Consider the following 20100-nt stretch of genomic DNA (forward strand, 5'->3'; position numbering starts at 1 on the left):
CATGAGATAGGTACATCTCATGGATTTTTATGTTTCAGCGCTTCTTCGGGGGTATGGCCTGACTCCGCATAATGAAACACCTGCAAGGAAGGCAGCGGGTGTCCGTTAACATCAAACAAAGCTTGGTTATCCACAGCACTTCCCCCATACCACTTCCCGGCATCTTCAGGATCATATTCAGCAGCAAAGCTGGAGGCCCAGCCTGACCCGTATGTTTCCCACAGCACTTTGTTTTTCTCTACTTGTGTTTTTGGCCCGACTGGAATCCACGCCGGCTCCCAATAGAAAACGCCAAGTCCTGCCGTGCCTGTATTCGCTACGGCCTGCATCACATCTCGTAGTGCATTCGCCTGCCCTTGAACGAAATTTGGATATGGCAGTGTTTGCCCGCTTTTTGGCGCTGTATTTTCATGCCCATCGCCATCCTCAGCGGTATAGGTGTATGATGTCTCCGCCACCATGACTTTTTTGCCGTATGTATCGGCGACTGCCTTCAGCACAGAGGTCAAATTCTGTAATGTGCCGTGCCAGAAAGGATAATACGAACTGGCAAACACATCATAATCCACTTTGTTTTTGCTGAGTGTTTCTGCAATAAATGAATACCTTCCTGCCGTTTCAGGATTGGTAAAATGCAGTGCGATGAAAATGCCTGGGTCTGTCTCTCTGACCGCTCGGCTTCCTTCATTAAACAATTGGCTCATTTTCGCCCAATCGGTTTCACCTGCAAATGCCCCTGTCGTTTCATTTCCGACTTGAACCATGCCGATGTCGACACCTTCCTTGATCATCTTTTGCAGGCTTTGTTTCGTATACTCATAGAGCTTTGTTTTTTTAGCTTCAAAGCTGAGAGTCGCCCAAGCTTTGGGTACCTTCTGTTTTGCAGGATCGGCCCAAAAATCAGAATAATGAAAGTCTGCCAGCACCTTCATTCCATTTGCTGTGGCCCTTTTTCCGATTTCGATGGCTTTTTGAACATCATTGTTTCCCCCTCCATACCCATTGCCATTTGAATCATACGGGTCATTCCAGATGCGGACGCGAACATAGTTGATGCCAGCATGTTTTAAGGTTGTAAAAATGTCCTGGCGTTTTCCGCTTGTATTGTAAAAGGTGACTCCACTGTTTTCTAGAGCAATAACACTGGACACATCTGCCCCTTTGATAAAGCCCTTGTTCATGCCCTCTACTTTTTTAACGAAAAGATCATTTGTCCGAGGCTCTGGCACATGTTTCTCCCCCTCAATGGCAGAGGCATATCCCGTTGAATTGAATGCACCCCACACGATGGCAGCCGTAAAGAACAATTTCACTCTGCTCCTCATGATTCCACCCCCACTCTAAAGTAAGCGCTTTTCTAAATATGCTAGAAAAAGAATCCGCCCATATCGAGCGGAGCATCAGCCTAATGTGTGTGTACGACGATTCTCACTTCATACTTTTCCATCGTCAGGTCGCCTGATAATATTTCTCCTGTCATCATATCCTTCACGCTCTGACCGAATGTGACGAGCTGCTTCTTTTCGGTAAAATTCATGACAAAAATATAATCATTGTTTTTGTCCTGCCTCGCTTGTACGGAGACACCTTTTCCATGCTGAACCGGGAAAACAGGAGAAAGAGACAGGTCTGAGATGAGTCCTTCATAAAAATCCCGGTGAAATTGATCCTCCAAACGCGCACCGATAAAATACGCCTTGCCCTGTTGATATTGATGGCTTGTCACCGCTGGCGTACGCGCGTAAAAATCTTCTTGATACACCGCTTCAGCTGATGCGGTCTTTACATCGATCACGGTTGCATAGTCCTTCATTTCATATGTTTGGCTGCGATAGCTTACAGCATTTCGATCCTTCGGATACAGCGTGTCGGTTTCAAGAGGCTCAATTCCGAAAATAGCTTGCAAATCCGGATGCCAACCGCCTGTGTACGTTAAATCATGCTCATTTACAATCCCGCTGATATATGTCATGACTAAGGTGCCGCCGTTAGCCGTAAACGTTTTTAAACGGGAAATGGTGTCTTCGCTGATTAAATATAGCATCGGGACGATCAACAGTTTATATGGTGAAAAATCTTGTTCTTTTGTAATGACGTCAACAGGGATATCGTGTTCCCAGAACGTGCGGTAATGCTGCTGAAGCGTTTGCGCATAACGTTTTGTCGCTTTCGCAAACCCCTGAGCATCCTCGAGCGCCCAATGATTTTCCCAGTCATATAAAATAGCCGTTTCAGCCGGCCTCTTCGTCCCGACAACTTCTGATAGCCGTTCCAATGTTTCACCAACTTCGGCCACTTCTTGAAAGACCCGGTTCTTTGGGCTATTGTCATGATCCACGATTGCCCCGTGTAATTTTTCTGATGACCCGCGCGATTTGCGGTATTGGAAATAGAGAACGCTGTCCGAGCCGTGGGCAATCATCTGCATGGACGACAGCAGATTCATGCCAGGGCGCTTCGCCTTGTTAACGTTATGCCAATTGACCGCGCTTGGCGTACACTCCATTAGTAAGAAAGGCTGCTGCTTCAAGCTTCGGTACAGGTCATTGATAAAGCCGACCTTCATCGCCAAATCAGCTGTACTTTCCCAGTCATTGTGCCAGACCGGGTAAGCGTCCCAGCTGATGACATCGACATGCTTCGCAAATTTGCTGTAATCGAGGCCCTGATACGGAATCAAATCCGGTGTGTCAGCCATAAAGTTCGTTGTGATAGGAATATCAGGTGTCAGTTCTTTCAGGGGAACGATTTCATTTTCATAAAACGAAATCGTTTGATCGGTGACGAACCGTCGCCAGTCTAAGTTGAGGCCGTGCAAGCCATTTTCACCGATCGGCGAAGGGCTTTCAATTTGTGACCAGTCATTGAATGTATGGCTCCAAAAAGGAGTCCACCACGCGTGATTCAATGCCTTGAGGCTGTTGTCATATTTCGATTGCAGCCACTCCCTGAAAGCATGCTGGCATTGTTCGCAATGGCACTCTCCACCGTATTCATTTGAAATATGCCACATTAATAGCGCAGGATGATTGCCATATCGTTCTGCTAGTAACCGATTGGTGTGTCGCGTTTTTTCACGGTAGACTTTAGATGTGAGGCAGTGGTTGTGCCTTCCGCCGTGCAGCTGTTTGACGCGGGAGGCATTGACACGCAAAACCTCAGGATACGTTTGCGACAGCCAGGCAGGACGCGCCCCGCTTGGTGTTGCTAATATGACCCTCCCGCCTATACTGTGAATCCGTTCAAAAATATCATCAAGCCATTCAAATTGATACACGCCCTCCTCGGGCTCAAGCGCGCTCCATGCAAAAATGCCGACAGAAAACGTATTCGTATGAGAAAGCTTCATCAGCTTGATATCATCAGCTAAAATATCAGGACGATCCAGCCACTGATCAGGATTGTAGTCTCCTCCATGGAGCATAAATTTTGCCCCTGTTACGTGCGTTTTTTCAAGCTTTGACATCACATTCTCCTCCTTATTCTCTTAACCTTTTGTTCCCCCTGCGGTTAATCCGGACACAAGATTTTTCTGCAGCATGATAAAGATGACGGCAACCGGTATGCTGATAAGCAGGGCTCCGGCTGCAAAGGTCGTATAGCTGGCCCCCATGACATCATTCACTAAATTGAATAGACCTATGGGCAATGTATATGATGCAGGCGTTCTCAATATCGTTGAGGACAGCACAAAATCTCCGAGCGGGCCGGTAAAGCCGTTCATAGCGACCACTGCCGCCATCGGTTTTGATAATGGCAGAATGATCTGGAAGAAAATTCTTGTGCTGCTGGCCCCGTCAATCTTGGCGCTTTCGTCTAAATCCATCGGAATGGAATCCATGTACCTTTTCATCAAATACGTATTCATCGGGATCAGGTCTCCGATACAAAGCAAGTTTAATAACCAGTGGCTATTGATCATTCCCAGCCGGACCGTCCATACGCAAATCTTCAAACTGCTGAGCATACGGTTTTTCAACCACTTTGACTTTCACATCATGCTCTGTTTCAAACGCGGCAACGGCGTCTTTCATGCCGATGCTCTTTTTTCTTTATCCTCCCACACGACAAGCTCCGACCTCTTTTGAACTAGATACGGCGCTGCTGCTTTCCTTTAGGCCGCAAGCCACCAAGGATAAACTGACAGCCGCGCAGAGCAAGAGTGAGAAATACTTTTTCGCCATTTACACTTACTGTCACCCTTTCGCTAGGTATGAAAGCGCTTCAAAAATAATATAGCACGACTGGAAAAATGAGCAAACAAACTATTTACCTCTATAAATAAAATTTTGGGTATTCGGATTTTATGGTGAAAAGGGTCTATAAGTTACCCTTCTCCAATTTCTTAATAAGTGTGGAAAAATCGACACCGTAGTTGCCTGTTGTGTGATGGTCTATCACTTCATTCCAGTTGAAAGTATCGTATAACATAGCCTTGCTAAAAGCACTCAAATTAAATCGTGGCTTACGATTTTTAAGGAGCTTCTCATTAAACAGAATCTTTGCTCGTAAGGCTTCAAACGAGTAACCTCTACCCATTCGTTCTACTTGCCTAATAATGCTGTTTATGGACTCAGTATAAGCGTTAGTAAGTTTCTGATCAAAGTAGTTGAAGATTTCATCCTGCCAGTTGTCTACTGCTCTCACAAGGTCTTTAGAAGCATCTTTAGAGTTACTGGTTATACAGTTGTCTCCAATACTTATAACGCTCTCTACCTTCGTCGGAGTCATTTGTGTCCCATACCCCGTAAAACTCTTCTTTGAGTTCATGGGCTTCTTTTAGGTCGGAAATATTACCTAACCAAGTCTCTAAAAGGAATACGTCTCGTTCGTTTAAGTCATGTTTGCGTTTGAGAAGAATATATCTCTCACGCATAAGTGTACGTCTTTCTTTTGGAGTCATTTTGTCTTTCAGGGACTTTCTGACGCTATCTAAGGCTTGATTAGCCATTCGAACTACATGAAACTTATCTACGACTACCTTAGCTTCTGGTAAGACAGTATTAACTGCATCTTTGTATGGCTTCCACATATCCATTGTGACGTATTCAATGTGATGCCTATCATCTATCTCTATAAGACGTTGTATAACCGTTTCTTTATTACGATTATGCTTAATATCAAAGATAGTTTTACGCTCAATATTAGTCAGTACAAGACGAGGTTTACGGATAATGTGTATTTCATCAATCCCAAGCCATTTAGGAGTTTCAAATTGGTATTCTCGTTCTTTGAATGCCACATGATCCTTAAATACATTTCTAACAGTCTTTTCGTCTACACCAACGTTTTCAGCTACTTCCACAAAAGTTTTAGACATTGACTGTTCTTCAATTGACTTTATCAGTCTCCTAGTCATGCTACGCTTTTCATCTAAAGATATAAGACGTTCCCAAAAGGTAGAATCACATTTACGACACTTATATCTTCTTCGATTTAATTGTAAACCCACTCGCTTTAAACGAAAGGGCAAGTCCATAATTAGTTGCTTTCTTGAACCATGTCTGTACAGTTTGTCAAAACCGCATTCAGGACACCGTTCAGGTGGTTCGATTGCTTCCACTTTAAACATCATGTCAGTTTCATTTTCTTGTGGCGATTCTGTGAAATTAGAGTATCGATTACTATATTTAACGAGTTATATTCAAACTTTTGATCAACCAGTGCTTTATCAATGACAGCACCGTTACAGGCTGCATAGCTTTAGTGTGATCCATATCATTTCCTTTAATGATTTCTATATCCCATCCAAGGTGTTCTAACTCTTGTTTATTTTTTTGAAGTATACCGATAATATCTACTGTTACACTGCCAAAGTTTTCCCTATAAACAATAGTGTCTTTTTCCCCGGCAAATGCCAATCTTGGAATAACTAATTTATGCTGGATTTCACGATCATCAAATTCCATCAAATTTTTGTACATTGTAACGAATTGTTTAGTTTGATTCGTGTCGATCTTTACCTGTATGTTATCCCAATCAACCTTTTCTGGATTAATATGATCATGTTCCTTAATTACAGGAGAATTCTGATTATACAAAGCTTGCTCGTATGTTTTATTTGTTACCACCATCATTTCTTTATATGGACCATTTATTGGTGGAAAACCACCCATGATTAAGCTTTCTAATCTATCCGTTCGAATGGCTAATTGTAATCCAACTAAAGCTAACCAAGAATATCCGTAATAGCTAAACTTCTTAACGTTCATTTCATCGGCAATTGTTAACAAATCTTTTACTAAATTTTCAGGTGTAAGATTCTCAGGGTTCGGATGTTGCAAACGGTGTCCTTCATAGTCGAAATATAGAATCTGAAACGTGTCCACGAGTCCCTCAATAAAATGTTTTCCTAATTCGGGGTCTACTCCCCACAACTTTAAGTTTTCAGCTTCTTGTCCACATACAGATTCTTTAGCAACTGGAAGCATGATTGTTGGATAGTTGGGATTCCCAACTAAACCAACCTTTAATTCTGATTCATCCATAAGTTTTATGTTCATTTCCATATTTATCCCTCCTAAATTGTTTCTAATATATATCATATAACATTCATGCAATATTTCGGTTTTCCGTCTTTCTCCCTTTATATATTGGGATTTCATTTGAAATATATTATTGTAGCACTTAAAGGTTTTACTTTAATAAGGAGTAAATAAATGCAGACATATACCCCTAAACAAATTGCAAACGCCTTAAATGTTAGCACAACAACTTTGAGGAGATATGAAGAACAAGACCTCATTCCTGTTGTACCAAGAACGAATAGTAATCACCGTTTTTATAAATCAATTCACTTCCAAGCTTTTACTACCATTAGAGCCTTGTTAAAAGGATATGATATACCCGTTGTTTATGAAGTAATGAGAATGATTAAAAGTTCAAGGTTTGAAGAAGCCCTTTGGTTAGTGAATGAACAGCAATTCCAAATACAAGTGGAGAAACAGCGAGTGGAAGAAATCCTGACTATGATTCAAAATGCTGAATTTACTCAATATAAAAATGTAAAATTAAATGAATGTATGAGTATTGGAGAGGCCGCAAAAATAGCAGGAGTAAATACTTCAGCTATCCGCCATTGGGAAAATGAAGGATTAGTCAATTCAGAAAGAAATAATGAAAACGGTTATAGAATATATTCGATACCTGAACTACGTAAAATACTGATCATAAGCAGTTTGAGAAAAACCGTTTATTATATAGAAAATATGAAGAAATTATTAAACGATTTAGACACACAAAACTATGATAAAATTGAACATTCCTTTCAGTTAGCATTGGAAAATCTGAACAATCAACTATTTCTTCAATTAAAAGGAATTGTAGAACTGATGAACTATATACACTTTTACCAAGAATTAAATTCTTAATAAGAGATAAGCCCACGCCTATCTCTACATTCTTGACAACGTATCAACCGTATTAGATTGATGCCTTAATAAAACTATTGTTTGATCTATTACCACCAAATAATCCGATTTATATACTGATTGTTATTTAACTATTAGAAAGGAAATTCCACTATATATTCCGATGACCCAAAATTTTTCACCTAAAAAAGACTTAGTCTCCTAAGCCATTCTTAATTCATACTCTTTCTGACGATGAATTCCGCGCCCACATATTATGTTCTTACCAATCTCCTTTTGTCCTGCATTTGTTCAAGCGCATTTCAACAGCATATTTGCATAATTCATGTATAACAATATGAAGCGTCGTCAGAGTTGGCGAGACATACTTTGCGAAGCTGATGTTACCGATACTCTTATGCCCTTTCCCGCTGAGGATATTTACTGTCTTCCTTGTCATTTGAGCTAAATCGGGCTTGACCGAGTCAAATTGATCGGGATCAGGAGCTGAATCGAAAATCGCTACCTGTGCGATATCTTTAATTGTCGCCATGGCATCAGCCTCCATTATTCGCTCACTTTCATTTCACTACAATATTTCACTTTGTTTTTCACAAATGTTAAGTGCTGCTATAAGTAAAAAGACTGAACCATTTGCGGCTCAGTCTCGGTTGTTCGTCTCATGCGGCACTTGCGGAATTGCCCGGGAAATGAGTTGGTTATTGCACATTTTCCTCGAAATATCCCGAAAGAACATCTTCCACATTCGTTAAATGCGCCAGCATGGCGGCTTCTGCCTGCACTCCATCCCGAGATGCCACGGCCTCGTATATCCGCTCATGCTCCTCATACAGCCGCTGAACTGAGGTCTTCTTAGAAAACAGCCAGATTTTCCGTGTTTCTCTCATCGTTTCCAGCAGCAATGATGACACATGGTTCATCAAGTGTTTAAGAAGTTCATTTTGGGAAGCATCAGCTAACGCGAGATGAAATGCGAAGTCTGCTTTTTCACCCAGCTCCCCGTCCGTTTCAATGCTGCCCATTTCCTTTAACGCAGCATGAATTCTTTCGAGATCAGCTTCCGTCCTTTTTTCAGCAGCTAATGACACCACACCGATTTCAAGCAGTTTTCTGACCTCAAGCAGCTGCTTGACGTCCTCTTTTTTCATGAGAAGGGCGGCTGAGAGCGGCTGTGAAATTTGATTGAGCTCAAATTCCTTCAGGTATGTGCCTTCTCCCTGTTTCATTTCGACAAGTCCCATCGCCTTGAGCGCTGATAGTGCTTCGCGAACTGCTGAGCGGCTGACTTGAAAGCTTTCGGAAAGCGCCTGAACAGAGTCTAATTTATCTCCTGGCTTCAATTCGCCGTTTTTGATCATATCTAATAGTGCATCCGCTACTTCTTCATATATTTTCTTTGTTTTAATCTGTTTGTATTTCAATGCAATTCACCCCGTAACTTGTAGACCTGGCTGGTTACGATCTATTATACTCTGTTTTTGGGGCCGCCAAAAGATTTAGACAATTTTGTCAAAAAGTCTTGTACTTTGGTTTTTTTCAAAATATAATGCTAGGTAACTGGTCTTATTACCCAGTCATCTGATGATCATATCATTTTTAGAAACCGCTTACACATAACGCCAGTTTATGTTTTAAGGAGGGGTTTGGGATGCAATGGACACAGGCATATACGCCTATAGGGGGACATTTGCTTTTATCAGCGCTTGCTGCACTTGTACCGATTATTTTCTTTTTTTGGGCGCTCGCGATCAAACGGATGAAGGGGTATACAGCGGGCTTGTCCACATTGGGAATCGCACTCATCATTGCTGTATTGGTTTATCGGATGCCGGCGGAAAAAGCGCTGATGTCCGCGACACAAGGAGCCGTATACGGGATTTTGCCGATCGGCTGGATCATTGTGACGTCTGTTTTCTTGTATAAGATCACCGTGAAAACGGGACAGTTTGATATCATTCGCAGTTCTGTTCTTTCGATTACGGATGACCGCCGGCTTCAGGCGCTCCTGATCGCTTTCTCATTCGGGGCTTTTTTAGAAGGAGCTGCCGGCTTTGGAGCGCCGGTCGCCATTTCTGCTGCACTGCTGGTCGGCCTCGGCTTCAACCCTCTTTATGCAGCAGGAATCTGTTTGATCGCCAATACGGCGCCGGTCGCCTTTGGCGCGATTGGGATTCCGATTACAGCCGTTGAAGGGCCGACGGGGATTCCGGCGATGGAGATTTCGCAAATGGTTGGGCGGCAGCTGCCGTTTTTATCCGTATTTATTCCTCTTTATTTAATCATCATCATGAGCGGGTTCAGGAAAGCCTTGGAGGTCTGGCCGGCGATTCTCGTTTCCGGTGTTTCCTTTGCTGTTGTTCAATATCTCAGTTCCAATTTCTTAGGGCCTGAGCTGCCGGATGTTTTGTCGGCGCTTGTTTCGATGGCTGCGCTTGCTTTGTTTTTGAAATGGTGGAAGCCGAAAACAACATTCCGGTTTGCCGGTGAACAGGAATCTGCCGCCGCAATTGAAACGGCGAAATCGAATCCGGCAGCACCTGCGTACAGCGGCGGACAGGTTTTTAAAGCCTGGTCACCATTTCTGCTGCTGACGGTGATGATTTCTGTGTGGGGCATTCCAACTGTCAAATCCGCGCTGACCGGACATTATGAAGGCGCTGCTGTTTTCTTGAAGTGGCTGAACGCAGTTGGCGAAAAACTGACTTTTGCCCCTGGTGTGCCTTTGTTGGACAATCAAATTGTCAATGCCGATGGTGCGCCGATTGAAGCAGTTTACAAGCTAGAGGTACTTGGTTCAGCCGGCACCGCGATATTGATTGCCGCTGTGCTGTCAAAGTTCATCACCGCCATTCCGTGGAAAGACTGGGGAGCTGTTTTTAAAGAAACGATCCAAGAGTTGAAGTTTCCGATTTTGACCATCGCTTCTGTCGTCGGTTTTGCCTATGTCACCAACTCCTCGGGAATGAGTACGACACTCGGAATGACACTCGCGCTGACGGGTTCGATGTTTACCTTCTTTTCGCCTGTTCTCGGCTGGCTCGGTGTCTTCATTACCGGTTCGGATACTTCTGCCAACCTGCTGTTCGGCAACCTGCAAAAAGTCACCGCGTTATCGGTAGGCATGGAGCCTGTTCTCTCTGTCGCCGCCAACTCTTCGGGCGGTGTCACAGGAAAAATGATTTCGCCGCAGTCGATTGCGGTGGCGTGCGCCGCGGTAGGACTCGCCGGAAAGGAGTCAGATCTTTTCCGCTTTACCATTAAGCACAGCCTGTTTTTGCTGCTGCTCATTTGTATCATCACCTTTTTGCAGCATCATGTGTTCAGCTGGATGATTCCAGCAGGCTAATGCAGATATCAACAGTCAAGTTTACCGAAAAATAAATGGAACTGGCAGATTGAAGTGCTGTGCCAGTTCTATTTACTAATATTTTTTTGATAATATCACCCACGAAGAGAAGGTAGTAATGATTGTTAAGGATATTAAAATCCTTATGATTTCAACTGCAGGTAACGTCACTACGCTGAACTGAATACTGAACATGATCATTGCGCAATAAATTAATACAGAATAAAGTGTGTACTGCATTCCTTTTTGCTTAATAAAGTTTGCTCTTTCATCTTTTTCTTTGAATTGTGGATAAATATAGCCTGCAGCAAAACTTAAATAAGACAGAGCTCCCCACATTAACAATTCAGTAAGGGAAACAGAATGTGTTAATATTTGAAAAAACGTTTTAGTAAGGAAAACCATTGCGAATAAAACGCCGATTATGAAGTAAACCTTTCGTAATACCATCATTTTCACCTCTCGTTCTCTTCTTCGTAAAAAATGTTCTCGACAATTGTATGAAACGTTTTCGCGATTGCGAATGCTAGTGGCAAAGAAGGATTATATTTACCTTTTTCAATTGATATAATCGTTTGTCTGCTGACATTTAGCAGTTCAGCTAATCTATCTTGTGAATATCCATATTTCTTTCTGTATTCTACCAACCTATTTTTCAAAGGAGTTACCTCTTTTTCCATTAATTATACAATGAAATCATTTTAACGTAAAGCATGCTTTACAATTTGTGAAGTTAGCACTACAATAAAAAACCTCCTTTCAAGGGAGGTTTTCATTTATACCGTTTTCTCGCTGCGGACGACGGAATGTTCATTTGGTCGCGGTATTTAGCGACTGTGCGTCTTGAAATTTGGATGCCGTGCTGTTCATAGAGCACATCGGCAAGCTTTTGATCTGAGAGCGGTTTTGTTTTGTCCTCTTGATTGATCAGGTCTTCAAGATACGTTTTGACTGCATAGTTAGACGCTTCTCCATCTCCTGAAGCCTCGGCTTTTGCTGAGAAAAAGAGCTTCATCTCAAACAGCCCGTACGGCGTTTGTATCGTTTTCCCTTTAATCGCCCGGCTCACAGTTGACTCATGGAGGCTTAGGCAATCCGCTACCTCTCTGAGAGTCAGCGGCTTCATTGCGCTTCGCCCTTTCAAAAAGAATTCCTTTTGCCGTGTGATCAGCTCATTGACAATCCTCGTAATCGTCTGTTTTCGCTGTCGCAGCGCGCGGCTCAGCCAGCGCCATTCCTGGTATTTCTCAGATAAATAAGAGGCGGTATCCTGACAGGAGCCGGAAGATAAAAGCGGTCTGTACTGCGGATGCAGGTCGATCTCTGGAAATGAGCGGGTATTCAGCTCCGCTGCGATATGCCCGTTTTTCACGGTAATAAAAATGTCAGGCTCGATATACACATCTTGCTCCGGCTGGGCAAACAGAAGGCCCGGTCTTGGATGGAGAGCTGCGATGTCATCAGAGATATCTTGAATGGTATGAAGCGGAATCCCTGTTTCCTTTGAAAGCGCTTTCCAGTTCTTTTGCGCAAAAGCACCAAAATGAGCTGAAACAAGCATTTCCGCTTGTTCATTTCTGTTCGGCAGCCGCTGTAATTGGAGAAGAATACATTCCTGCAGAGATCTTGCGCCAACTCCAGCTGGCTCTAACGACTGAAGCTTTGCCAAAACTGCTTCCGCTTCCTTGGTCGAAACAGATAGTCGCCGTGCTGCCTCCTCCATATCATCTTCCAAGTACCCGTTTGAATCCAGCGAATGAATCAGATAATTGAAAATCTTTTTTTCAGAGTTTGTCAGATTCATATCGAGTGACTGCTGTTTTAACACATCCTGCAATGTTTTTTGCGGTTCACTTAATTGAAGGCCTGCTTCCTGTGGATTCATCCTGTTTTTATTTGTTTTATGGTAAGATAGTGGCGGTGTGTCTGTTTCCTTTCGTTCAATAAGAGGGTTTTCCAGCGAGAGCTCATCAATGTATTCGGCGAGTTCTGCCGAATGATAGCCAAGAAGCGTGATAGCCTGCCTGAGCTCCTGTGTCAGTTGAGGCTTTAATACTTGTACTTGCTGAAGTTTCATATCCATCTTGCTCACTCCCCTTTCTTCATTGTACATGATTGAGATCACACCGTATACATTTATGAAAAAGGAGCTGCCAAAGAAATGTCTGAACTTTTTTCCGTCCCTTATTTTATTGAGAATTTAAAACAGCATATTGAAATGAATCAGTCTGAGGATAAAATTCACGCGATGAACAGCTACTACCGTTCCGTCGTCTCAACGCTTGTGCAGGACCAGCTGACGAAGAACGCAGTCGTCTTGAAACGGATTCAGCATTTAGATGAAGCATACAACAAAGTCAAACGGGGAGAAACAAAATAAACCTTCCGCTCACATGTGAGCAGGAAGGTTTTCCTTCTTTGAGGCGTTTTGGATGAGTCGGGTCCTTGGCACTCCTTCCATCCAGGTATGATAGTAATTGGCGTTTTTCCCGTAGGAATTATCAATAACCGTGTTTTCTTTTTGAAGAAGAGAGGACAGGATGTGGCCGTGCAGCCTCGATGTTTCCACCGATTCGTAACAGCTGAAAAACCGAATTGCTTTTTTGACGATATAATCCGAGTATTTTTCCCATATATACGCGATGGGCAGAGGATTGCCCGCTTTTTTATTCAGGACATTCAGCGTTTGCAGAAAAGCGATCGTCCGGCGGTCTGAAGCTGACAGCACTGTGCGCCAGTCGTGGCTTTCCGCTTTTGCGTGTTCCTGAAGCGCCTTGTTTGCTTCATGGTCTGTTCTGAAAAATCTCAGCTTTTGATTGAACGGCTGCTGCATTGGAGCGACTGGAAACAGCTGATGGGCCATATCAGGCAGAAGCTTAATCTGATTCCTTGTAAAATAAGCCTGAGCCGTTGCGTAGGAGGTTTTTTCCCTTGTGATGATATGGAGATTCGCATGCTTAGAAAATATCTCCGCCGTCCGTTTGAGATTATCTTCGTTTTGGAAATAAATCGATTGCGGGAGGATCACAATTTTGTGGTTCGGATAGGTTTGGACGATTTTCTCTCTAAAGCCTTGATAATACGGATACAAATCCCCGAAGTTGCCGCCTCCCTGGCAGACGATGATGAGATTCGGATCCAGCTTTCGCCCAAGCGGAAAGTTGTCAGGATTCCAGCGTTTTCTGACCCGGATCCCATGTTCTTTGAAGAAGGCTTCTGTTCCCTTCATAATAAATAAATCCCCTACATTTCCATATAGAGGATAGTCGGCATATATGATTTCGGATTGTTTCGGAATGACGTCGAGCAGCCCGGACAGTTTCTGTTTCAGGCTGATCATCGAATGCTTGCTGTCCATTTCTTCACCTCGCCAGTTTGGAATAAGTGTGCTAGCACATCAATGACTCGGTCTTGCTCTTCTTCCGTCAGATTTGATCCTGAGGGGAGACAGATGCCTCGTTTGAAAAGGTCTTCGCATATGCTTCCTGTATCGTCATGAGGATAGAATAAAGACGGCTCAAACAGCGGCTGGGTATGGAGCGGCTTCCAAAGCGGCCGTGCTTCAATGTTTTCTTTCGCAAGGCGTTGAACCACGGCATATGGGCTCAGTCCGTTTTCTAGTGTGAGCGTGGTCAGCCAGCGATTGGATACACCTGCTGCATGCTCCGGCATAAAGCGGACACCGCTTATATGACCAAGCGCGTTTTTGTATCTTGTGAAAATGGCCCTCCTTTTCTCCACCCGCTCATCCAGCACCTCAAGCTGGGCAATACCTACGCCGGCGAGGATATTGCTCAGTCTGTAATTGTGTCCGACTTCGCTGTGCTGATAATGAACAGCCGGTTCTCGTGCCTGCGAAGCGAGAAATCGTGCTTTTTCAATGGCGGCTTCATCATCTGAAACGAGCATCCCGCCGCCTGATGTGGTGATAATTTTGTTTCCGTTAAATGAAAAAATCCCGAAGCGCCCGAATGTCCCGCTTTGCTTTCCTTTATAAACTGTGCCGAGAGATTCGGCTGCGTCCTCAATGACAGGAACTCCATATGCATCACACAGGCTTATGATGTCATCCATTTTCGCGCTCTGCCCATATAGATTGACGGCTATAACTGCTTTTGGCAGGGTTCCGTTTCTTTTCGCATCCTCCAGCGCTCTTTCAAGGGCTTTCGGCGACATATTCCACGTATCAGGCTCAGAATCAATAAAGACGGGCACCGCTTTTTCATACAAAATCGGGTTGGCGGTTGCTACAAATGTGAAGGACTGGCAAAACACAGTGTCTCCTTCTTTTACTTCAAGCAAACGCAGCGCCAGGTGAATCGCTGCCGTTCCAGAGCTGACCGCCGCTGCTGCTTTTACACCGACGCGTTCAGCCAGCTGTTCTTCAAATGAATTCACGAGCGGCCCAAGCGGCGCAATCCAGTTAGAGCGAAAGGCTTCTGAAATATAATGCTGCTCTCTTCCGCTCATATGAGGGGGAGATAAATAAATTCTTTTTTGCATATAATCATCCTTTGTTTGATGTTTGAATGGAAGAAATAATGCGCGCCGGGGCACCGGCAGCCGTTACCCTGTCCGGTATAGAACGGATCACCGCAGAACCGGCGCCGACAATGCTCCAAGATCCGATTGTAAGCTGCGGGATGACGGCCGCGCCGGTTCCCACGTGAGCGCCTTCCTGAACGGCAACCGCTCCTGACAGCGTGACACGCGGAGAGAGATGAACATAATCACTGATTTGATTGTCGTGCTCTGCCACTGCGCCCGTATTGATTATGCAGTGAGCACCGATACGCGCATCCGCCTGAATGATCGCGCCAGCCATAATTACGGTCCCTTCCCCGATGACAGCCGACTCGCTGACGATGGCTGACGGGTGAATCAATGTAATGAAATCTTCTTTTTTCAGTCCCAGCCGCTCCGCCAGCTGTTTTCTGACACTGTTGTTTCCGATGGCGATCAGAAACAACACATCGGGAAAAAGCCTGCGCAATTCAGCAACGGCTTCCGGCGGGCCTGTGTACCACTCTTTTCCGGCTTCAAATGTTCGGAATTTATCATCAAGCACCGCGGTTAAGCGTGTGTCTGACCGGGCGTTTATCAGCTCTCTGATCACCTTTCCATGTCCGCCGTCACCCACAATGGCCACTTTTCTCATGAGGACACATCTCCGCTTCCTGTAAACCGTTCCGCGGTCACGTGATTGGTTTGCTGAACCCCTTCTGAAACAAGTACTTTTCGCACCGTCAAACATAAAATTTTCATATCGAGAAAAAATGATCGGTTGTCAACGTACCAAACATCTAATTCAAATTTTTTTTCCCAGGAAATCGTGTTTCTGCCGTTGATTTGTGCCCATCCTGTGATACCCGGCTTCACCTCATGACGCCGTGCCTGGTTTTCTGTATAAAGGGGCAGATAGTCCATCAAAAGCGGCCGCGGGCCGACTAGACTGAGATCTCCTTTTAGGACGTTCAGCAGCTGCGGAAGCTCATCGATGCTCAGCTTTCTGATCAGCCTGCCCGTTTTCGTCAGCCGGACTTCATCAGGCAGCAGATTCCCTTCACTGTCCCGTTCATCCGTCATCGTTCGGAATTTATAAAGGGTGAACGGCTTGCCGTGCAGGCCCGGCCTTACTTGCTTAAAGAAGACAGGTGATCCTATTTTCAGCCTGACAACGGCTATGGTGAATAGAATAATGACACTCGTACAGCACAATAAAAAAATGGCGGCCGTCAGATCAAAAAGTCGTTTCAGGATCAAAGATTCACAGCTCCTTTCGTTTTTCGTAACTGTTTTAGTACCAGCTGTCTTTCCTCTTTCGTACAAACGAGCATAAAGGCGAAAACCGCGTAGCAGCAGCTGACTGTCATTCCCGCCGCTAGCAGTGATGTCCAGCCGTCAATCTTCACAGCGAACCGGATTGCCTCACAGACCGCCCAGGCAAACACAGCCGCTGAAAGAGGCCCGATTATGCCTTTAAAGAATACGTGCTTTTTGTAGCCGGTAATACGGGATACATAAAGCGGCGTAAAGATGGCATTTTTCAAAATAAGCGAAACTGCCCCGGCTAATGTAATACCGTACAGACCGAGATGAGCCGGCCCGCTCAGCGTGACAGCCAGCACCACATTCACCGCGCCTAACAGCAGGGTCACGATCGCCGGTGTTTTTTGTTTATTAAAGGCGGTCCATATATAAAACAGCGGCATAAAGGCGAGGCTGACCACCAAGTATCCGGCATGAATATATAAAAGCGGTGCTATAGACGAAAAGGACGGTCCAAGCCAGATCGTCAGAAAAGGCCCCGCCAATCCGCCCAATAAGGCAGCAGGAAGCGCAAGCAAAAGACCGTTCAGCCTCACTGCCTTGTTGGCGTAATTCACCAATCCGTCCAGATCGCCTTTTGAATAATACGAAGTAATCAAAGGCGCAAACAGGGATGCGACCGTTCCAGCCAAGCTGCGCAGCAGCAGCGGAAACTGGATAATCGCCGCGTATTTCCCAGCTGCAGACGCCCCCAGCACCAAATTGGCAGTTAATAAATCAATCTGCAAAAAAAGCAGGACGCCAATTTGATTGACGGAGCTCCATGCGCCCGCCTGAAACAGCTCCATGCTTATGCGGAATGAAAGATCCTTCATCCGAAACGAAAACCACGGAATCAGTTTTTTGAAGAAATAGAAAGACAGCACAGACGCGATGACAGCACCAGTTAAAGCGGCAAGCTGGATCTGCCAGATTTTTGGCGCAAAACATGCAAACAAGAGCAGCACAGACAGCACGCGCACAAGCATTTGCACCGCCTGAATTGAACTGGTGATGTAAAGGCGGTTGGCATAAAATGGTGCAGCGCCGAAACCCGCCATCAGAAACGTTAAAATGAAGAGCAGACTGCCGATTAAAATTGACAGACGCACATCAGCCAAAAGCGCTGGCGGCACGTTCATGACACGGTCAATAAAGAAAGCCGAACCCGCTAGAGGCAGCAAAAGAAGCAATGAAATCAGAACAGACGCTGCTAAATAATTGCTGATATACGCATTTGCTTTATCACGCTCTCCCCTGTGGGCGGCGACAGAAAAGAACCGCACAACAACCGAACTGAGCGCCACGGTGATAATCGAAAAATAATTAATCACATTTTGTGTCAAATGAACAAAGCCGAACGCTTCCACACCAAGTGTTTTGACAATAAAAGGCGTCATCCAGACCGACAGGAAAACGGACAAGAGAAAAGCTGTGAGATTTGCGCTGAAGTTTATCGTGAATTTCATGCCTGCTTTGCACTGCCTTTCATCGTTGCCCGCTGCTCAAAAAACAGCTTGATGAGAAATATGAGCCGTAATTTGCACAGCCCTAATACCAAGCGCTCGCCTCTTAATAATTTCTCATGCTGAACCGGTGTATGCCTGACAGCCTGCTGCACCATATCATAGGATAAAATGTGCCTAATCTGTTTTTTGATGTCTTTCGCCGGATTCGGAGAAGCACAGGCGTTTGCGAGAAGCATTGGAAGCTGGTGCTTGCAAATGTATACATTCAAATCTTCTTTGCATGCACCTGCTAAACCGTAATGCTGATAGAATGCAATTTTCGCCTGATATTGCTTTTGAATCTGTTCATCCATCGCCGGCTTATAAGGAATTTCTGTCAGGCTGTTCGGATTTTCACGATAGATGTACAAGCCTTCATCCAGCATTTTCACCCGCTCCGCTTCGCAAAAAGCAGACAAATTGAAGGGAGAATCTTCAGCAAAACGGATGTCTTCATCGAACATCAGATTGGCTCTATCCAAAAGCTCACGGCGATAAACATAACGCCATACATACCAGATAAATCTCGTTTCATGTGCATGCTTGAGCCTTTCAGCCATTTCCGATTTTGTCAGCACGCGGTTTATGTCAAGCTGCGGCGGCACATACACCCGCCTGTCCGCTAACTGCTTATAAAAACCGCACCCAGCGATGTCGAGCCGATTTTGCTCTGCTTCTTCAATCAGCCTCTGGAACATGGCGGAAGATACATAATCGTCTCCGTCAACAAATCCGATGTAAGTCCCCCGCGCGGCCTTTATTCCCGCATTTCGTGCTGAGCTCAGCCCGCCGTTTGCCTGATGAATAACCCGGATTCTCGAATCCCGTTTTGCATAGTCCTCTGCAATCTCGCCTGAACGATCCGGGCTCCCATCATTCACGAGAATGATTTCAATATCAGAAAGCGTTTGACGGCGCAGAGAGTCAATGCACTCTTTTATAAATGGCTCAACGTTGTACATCGGGACAATAATACTGACGAGCGGGATCATTGCGCTTCACCGCTGATTTTGTCTCGCAGCCCTTTAAAATACACGTCTCTCGGAAAGCCGGCACGGGGTGTCTCCCTTGTTAACAGCTCTTTTACTGCGGCTGTCACACGCTCCGGGTCTGGATATTCAATCAGCTTCATGGAAGGGATGTCTTTGATCCATTGATAGCCCTCCAACACCTTGTGGTCAAAGGAGCGGATGACGACACACGGCGTTCCTGTCAGCGCGCAAAAAATCATGCCATGAAGCCTGTCAGTAACAACAGCTTCTGCGCTTTGCAGCTTAGACCACAGCGCTTCAAGTTCTTGTTCCCGTGTATCGCGGCTGACCCGGCGCCCGATCGTTGTCGTAAAGGATTTTATGTCGCCGAATTCTTCAAATAGCGCAGCCTTTACCCGGTTTCTCTCATCCTCCTGAAGCACGCTTTCCTGATCCTCGCGCAAACACATATAAACCCCTTCACGTTCTGCGGGGGTCTTGCTTCTATCTAAATACAGCACCATGTCCGGCTGCTTCAAAATCGTTTTTTCTTGAAAATGCCTTTTCATAAACTGATACGTTGTTTCATCCCGAGCCATCAGCAATAAACCGGGATGCGCGTTATAAATTTTCTGTGCCCGTTTCAGCTCTTTGCGCCCTTTTTTCGTGTCAGAAAAATGAGCCGTGGCCGGCAGCTGGACCACTCGATAGTCGTGAAATGTTTTAATGATGAAGCGGCGCGTCCACTCCTCATAACGGTATAAATCACCCATATTTCCTCCGCCGATGATAAAGACCATATCCTCCGGATGGCGCGAGCGGAGCAGCGCTTTTGCTGATTTGTAAATGTCCTTCATATCAATCTCGATGATGTCAAAATCCGGGTATTCCTCTTCAAGAAATACCTTGCTGGCATAAGCGATCGCGTGATCTCCCAAATTGTCATGGGACGGCAGCAGGGTCAGTATGATTTTTTTCTGATGTGCTGCGGTCTTTACCGGCTGATTGGCCGTACCCAGCCAATATTGGGACGGGTATTTGACCTTAAGCAGCAGCCATTCTGCAAGATTGATTTTCAACGATTGTAACGACATGTC

17 protein-coding genes and 4 pseudogenes are annotated in these 20100 nt (G+C 44.9%); 3 read left to right on the forward strand and 18 right to left on the reverse strand.

The window, feature by feature from the left end:
* Nucleotides 1–17 precede the first annotated feature (17 nt).
* From MOF34_RS05125 to MOF34_RS05150, 6 genes and pseudogenes are all read right to left on the reverse strand, one after another.
* Entirely contained in the window at nucleotides 18–1325 is a 1308-nt protein-coding gene (locus MOF34_RS05125; RefSeq protein WP_268398888.1) for a glycoside hydrolase family 53 protein, read from the reverse strand.
* An 80-nt stretch (nucleotides 1326–1405) separates the two neighbouring features.
* Entirely contained in the window at nucleotides 1406–3469 is a 2064-nt protein-coding gene (gene ganA, locus MOF34_RS05130; protein ID WP_268398890.1) for a beta-galactosidase GanA, read from the reverse strand.
* Nucleotides 3470–3487: 18 nt separating this feature from the next.
* Nucleotides 3488–3928, reverse strand: a pseudogene (locus MOF34_RS05135) (ABC transporter permease subunit); the annotation flags it as partial.
* Nucleotides 3924–4184 (reverse strand): annotated as a pseudogene (locus tag MOF34_RS05140) (cyclodextrin-binding protein); the annotation flags it as partial. The pseudogenes MOF34_RS05140 and MOF34_RS05135, both read right to left, overlap by 5 nt.
* A gap of 136 nt (nucleotides 4185–4320) precedes the next feature.
* Nucleotides 4321–5575: pseudogene (locus MOF34_RS05145) on the reverse strand (ISL3 family transposase).
* A gap of 55 nt (nucleotides 5576–5630) precedes the next feature.
* Nucleotides 5631–6509: an alpha/beta hydrolase gene (locus MOF34_RS05150; RefSeq protein ID WP_268398892.1), complete on the reverse strand. Its 879-nt coding sequence runs from the start codon at nucleotides 6507–6509 to the stop codon at nucleotides 5631–5633.
* 150 nt (nucleotides 6510–6659) lie between these two features.
* Here MOF34_RS05150 and MOF34_RS05155 point away from each other — a divergent pair, with 150 nt between their 5' ends.
* Complete coding sequence (locus MOF34_RS05155) at nucleotides 6660–7370, forward strand: MerR family DNA-binding transcriptional regulator (RefSeq protein ID WP_268398893.1); 711 nt, start codon at nucleotides 6660–6662, stop codon at nucleotides 7368–7370.
* A gap of 254 nt (nucleotides 7371–7624) precedes the next feature.
* On the opposite strand, the pseudogene MOF34_RS05160 reads toward MOF34_RS05155, so the two are convergent.
* Nucleotides 7625–7908: pseudogene (locus tag MOF34_RS05160) on the reverse strand (hypothetical protein); the annotation flags it as partial.
* A 160-nt stretch (nucleotides 7909–8068) separates the two neighbouring features.
* Nucleotides 8069–8791: an L-lactate utilization/bacilysin biosynthesis transcriptional regulator LutR gene (gene lutR, locus MOF34_RS05165; RefSeq protein ID WP_284439969.1), complete on the reverse strand. Its 723-nt coding sequence runs from the start codon at nucleotides 8789–8791 to the stop codon at nucleotides 8069–8071.
* Between the two features lie 227 nt (nucleotides 8792–9018).
* On the opposite strand from lutR, the gene lutP reads away from it, so the two are divergent.
* Nucleotides 9019–10716 (forward strand): L-lactate permease LutP, encoded by a 1698-nt coding sequence (gene lutP, locus MOF34_RS05170; RefSeq protein WP_268398895.1) that lies wholly within the window; start codon nucleotides 9019–9021, stop codon nucleotides 10714–10716.
* Between the two features lie 75 nt (nucleotides 10717–10791).
* Here the strand turns inward: lutP and MOF34_RS05175 are convergent, their stop codons facing one another.
* From MOF34_RS05175 to rpoN, 3 genes are all read right to left on the reverse strand, one after another.
* On the reverse strand, nucleotides 10792–11169 hold the full coding sequence (locus tag MOF34_RS05175; protein WP_268399173.1) for a hypothetical protein: 378 nt from the start codon (nucleotides 11167–11169) through the stop codon (nucleotides 10792–10794).
* Between the two features lie 2 nt (nucleotides 11170–11171).
* Nucleotides 11172–11375, reverse strand: a complete 204-nt coding sequence (locus tag MOF34_RS05180) for a helix-turn-helix transcriptional regulator (RefSeq protein WP_019715784.1) — start codon at nucleotides 11373–11375, stop codon at nucleotides 11172–11174.
* 113 nt (nucleotides 11376–11488) lie between these two features.
* Nucleotides 11489–12799 carry an RNA polymerase factor sigma-54 gene (gene rpoN / locus MOF34_RS05185; RefSeq protein ID WP_268398897.1) on the reverse strand — a complete coding sequence of 437 codons (1311 nt, stop codon included), beginning with the start codon at nucleotides 12797–12799 and terminating at the stop codon, nucleotides 11489–11491.
* A gap of 78 nt (nucleotides 12800–12877) precedes the next feature.
* Between rpoN and yvfG the strand changes: the two genes are divergently transcribed.
* Entirely contained in the window at nucleotides 12878–13096 is a 219-nt protein-coding gene (gene yvfG, locus MOF34_RS05190) for a protein YvfG (protein ID WP_019715786.1), read from the forward strand.
* Between the two features lie 9 nt (nucleotides 13097–13105).
* On the opposite strand, the gene MOF34_RS05195 is transcribed toward yvfG, so the two are convergent.
* From MOF34_RS05195 to MOF34_RS05225, 7 genes are read right to left on the reverse strand one after another with little or no spacing between them, the layout of a single operon-like run.
* A complete protein-coding gene (locus tag MOF34_RS05195) occupies nucleotides 13106–14074 on the reverse strand; it encodes a polysaccharide pyruvyl transferase family protein (protein WP_268398898.1) in 969 nt (322 codons plus the stop codon).
* On the reverse strand, nucleotides 14053–15219 hold the full coding sequence (locus MOF34_RS05200; RefSeq protein WP_268398899.1) for an aminotransferase class I/II-fold pyridoxal phosphate-dependent enzyme: 1167 nt from the start codon (nucleotides 15217–15219) through the stop codon (nucleotides 14053–14055). Before MOF34_RS05200 ends, MOF34_RS05195 begins: the two co-directional genes overlap by 22 nt.
* A gap of 4 nt (nucleotides 15220–15223) precedes the next feature.
* On the reverse strand, nucleotides 15224–15874 hold the full coding sequence (locus tag MOF34_RS05205) for an acetyltransferase (protein WP_019715789.1): 651 nt from the start codon (nucleotides 15872–15874) through the stop codon (nucleotides 15224–15226).
* Nucleotides 15871–16479 carry a sugar transferase gene (locus MOF34_RS05210; RefSeq protein ID WP_019715790.1) on the reverse strand — a complete coding sequence of 203 codons (609 nt, stop codon included), beginning with the start codon at nucleotides 16477–16479 and terminating at the stop codon, nucleotides 15871–15873. Before MOF34_RS05210 ends, MOF34_RS05205 begins: the two co-directional genes overlap by 4 nt.
* Nucleotides 16476–17993, reverse strand: coding sequence for an MATE family efflux transporter (locus tag MOF34_RS05215; RefSeq protein ID WP_268398903.1), 1518 nt, complete (start codon nucleotides 17991–17993; stop codon nucleotides 16476–16478). The genes MOF34_RS05210 and MOF34_RS05215 overlap by 4 nt, the downstream gene beginning before the upstream one ends.
* Nucleotides 17990–19024 carry a glycosyltransferase gene (locus MOF34_RS05220; protein WP_268398906.1) on the reverse strand — a complete coding sequence of 345 codons (1035 nt, stop codon included), beginning with the start codon at nucleotides 19022–19024 and terminating at the stop codon, nucleotides 17990–17992. The genes MOF34_RS05215 and MOF34_RS05220 overlap by 4 nt, the downstream gene beginning before the upstream one ends.
* Nucleotides 19021–20097, reverse strand: a complete 1077-nt coding sequence (locus MOF34_RS05225; protein WP_019715793.1) for a polysaccharide pyruvyl transferase family protein — start codon at nucleotides 20095–20097, stop codon at nucleotides 19021–19023. The genes MOF34_RS05220 and MOF34_RS05225 overlap by 4 nt, the downstream gene beginning before the upstream one ends.
* Between the last annotated feature and the right edge of the window lie 3 nt (nucleotides 20098–20100).

Source organism: Bacillus sp. T17B1 (assembly GCF_026796395.1).
In the GTDB taxonomy this organism is placed as follows: Bacteria; Bacillota; Bacilli; order Bacillales; family Bacillaceae; genus Bacillus; species Bacillus spizizenii_A.

What these genes read in the sequence shown, in the direction of transcription:
- MOF34_RS05125 (WP_268398888.1), bottom strand. Translation starts at nt 1,325, where the DNA reads ATGAGGAGCAGAGTGAAATTGTTCTTTACGGCTGCCATCGTGTGGGGT.
- MOF34_RS05150 (WP_268398892.1), bottom strand. Translation starts at nt 6,509, where the DNA reads ATGGAAATGAACATAAAACTTATGGATGAATCAGAATTAAAGGTTGGT.
- MOF34_RS05155 (WP_268398893.1), top strand. Translation starts at nt 6,660, where the DNA reads ATGCAGACATATACCCCTAAACAAATTGCAAACGCCTTAAATGTTAGC.
- lutP (WP_268398895.1), top strand. Translation starts at nt 9,019, where the DNA reads ATGCAATGGACACAGGCATATACGCCTATAGGGGGACATTTGCTTTTA.
- MOF34_RS05175 (WP_268399173.1), bottom strand. Translation starts at nt 11,169, where the DNA reads ATGATGGTATTACGAAAGGTTTACTTCATAATCGGCGTTTTATTCGCA.
- rpoN (WP_268398897.1), bottom strand. Translation starts at nt 12,799, where the DNA reads ATGGATATGAAACTTCAGCAAGTACAAGTATTAAAGCCTCAACTGACA.
- yvfG (WP_019715786.1), top strand. Translation starts at nt 12,878, where the DNA reads ATGTCTGAACTTTTTTCCGTCCCTTATTTTATTGAGAATTTAAAACAG.
- MOF34_RS05195 (WP_268398898.1), bottom strand. Translation starts at nt 14,074, where the DNA reads ATGGACAGCAAGCATTCGATGATCAGCCTGAAACAGAAACTGTCCGGG.
- MOF34_RS05200 (WP_268398899.1), bottom strand. Translation starts at nt 15,219, where the DNA reads ATGCAAAAAAGAATTTATTTATCTCCCCCTCATATGAGCGGAAGAGAG.
- MOF34_RS05205 (WP_019715789.1), bottom strand. Translation starts at nt 15,874, where the DNA reads ATGAGAAAAGTGGCCATTGTGGGTGACGGCGGACATGGAAAGGTGATC.
- MOF34_RS05215 (WP_268398903.1), bottom strand. Translation starts at nt 17,993, where the DNA reads ATGAAATTCACGATAAACTTCAGCGCAAATCTCACAGCTTTTCTCTTG.
- MOF34_RS05220 (WP_268398906.1), bottom strand. Translation starts at nt 19,024, where the DNA reads ATGATCCCGCTCGTCAGTATTATTGTCCCGATGTACAACGTTGAGCCA.
- MOF34_RS05225 (WP_019715793.1), bottom strand. Translation starts at nt 20,097, where the DNA reads ATGTCGTTACAATCGTTGAAAATCAATCTTGCAGAATGGCTGCTGCTT.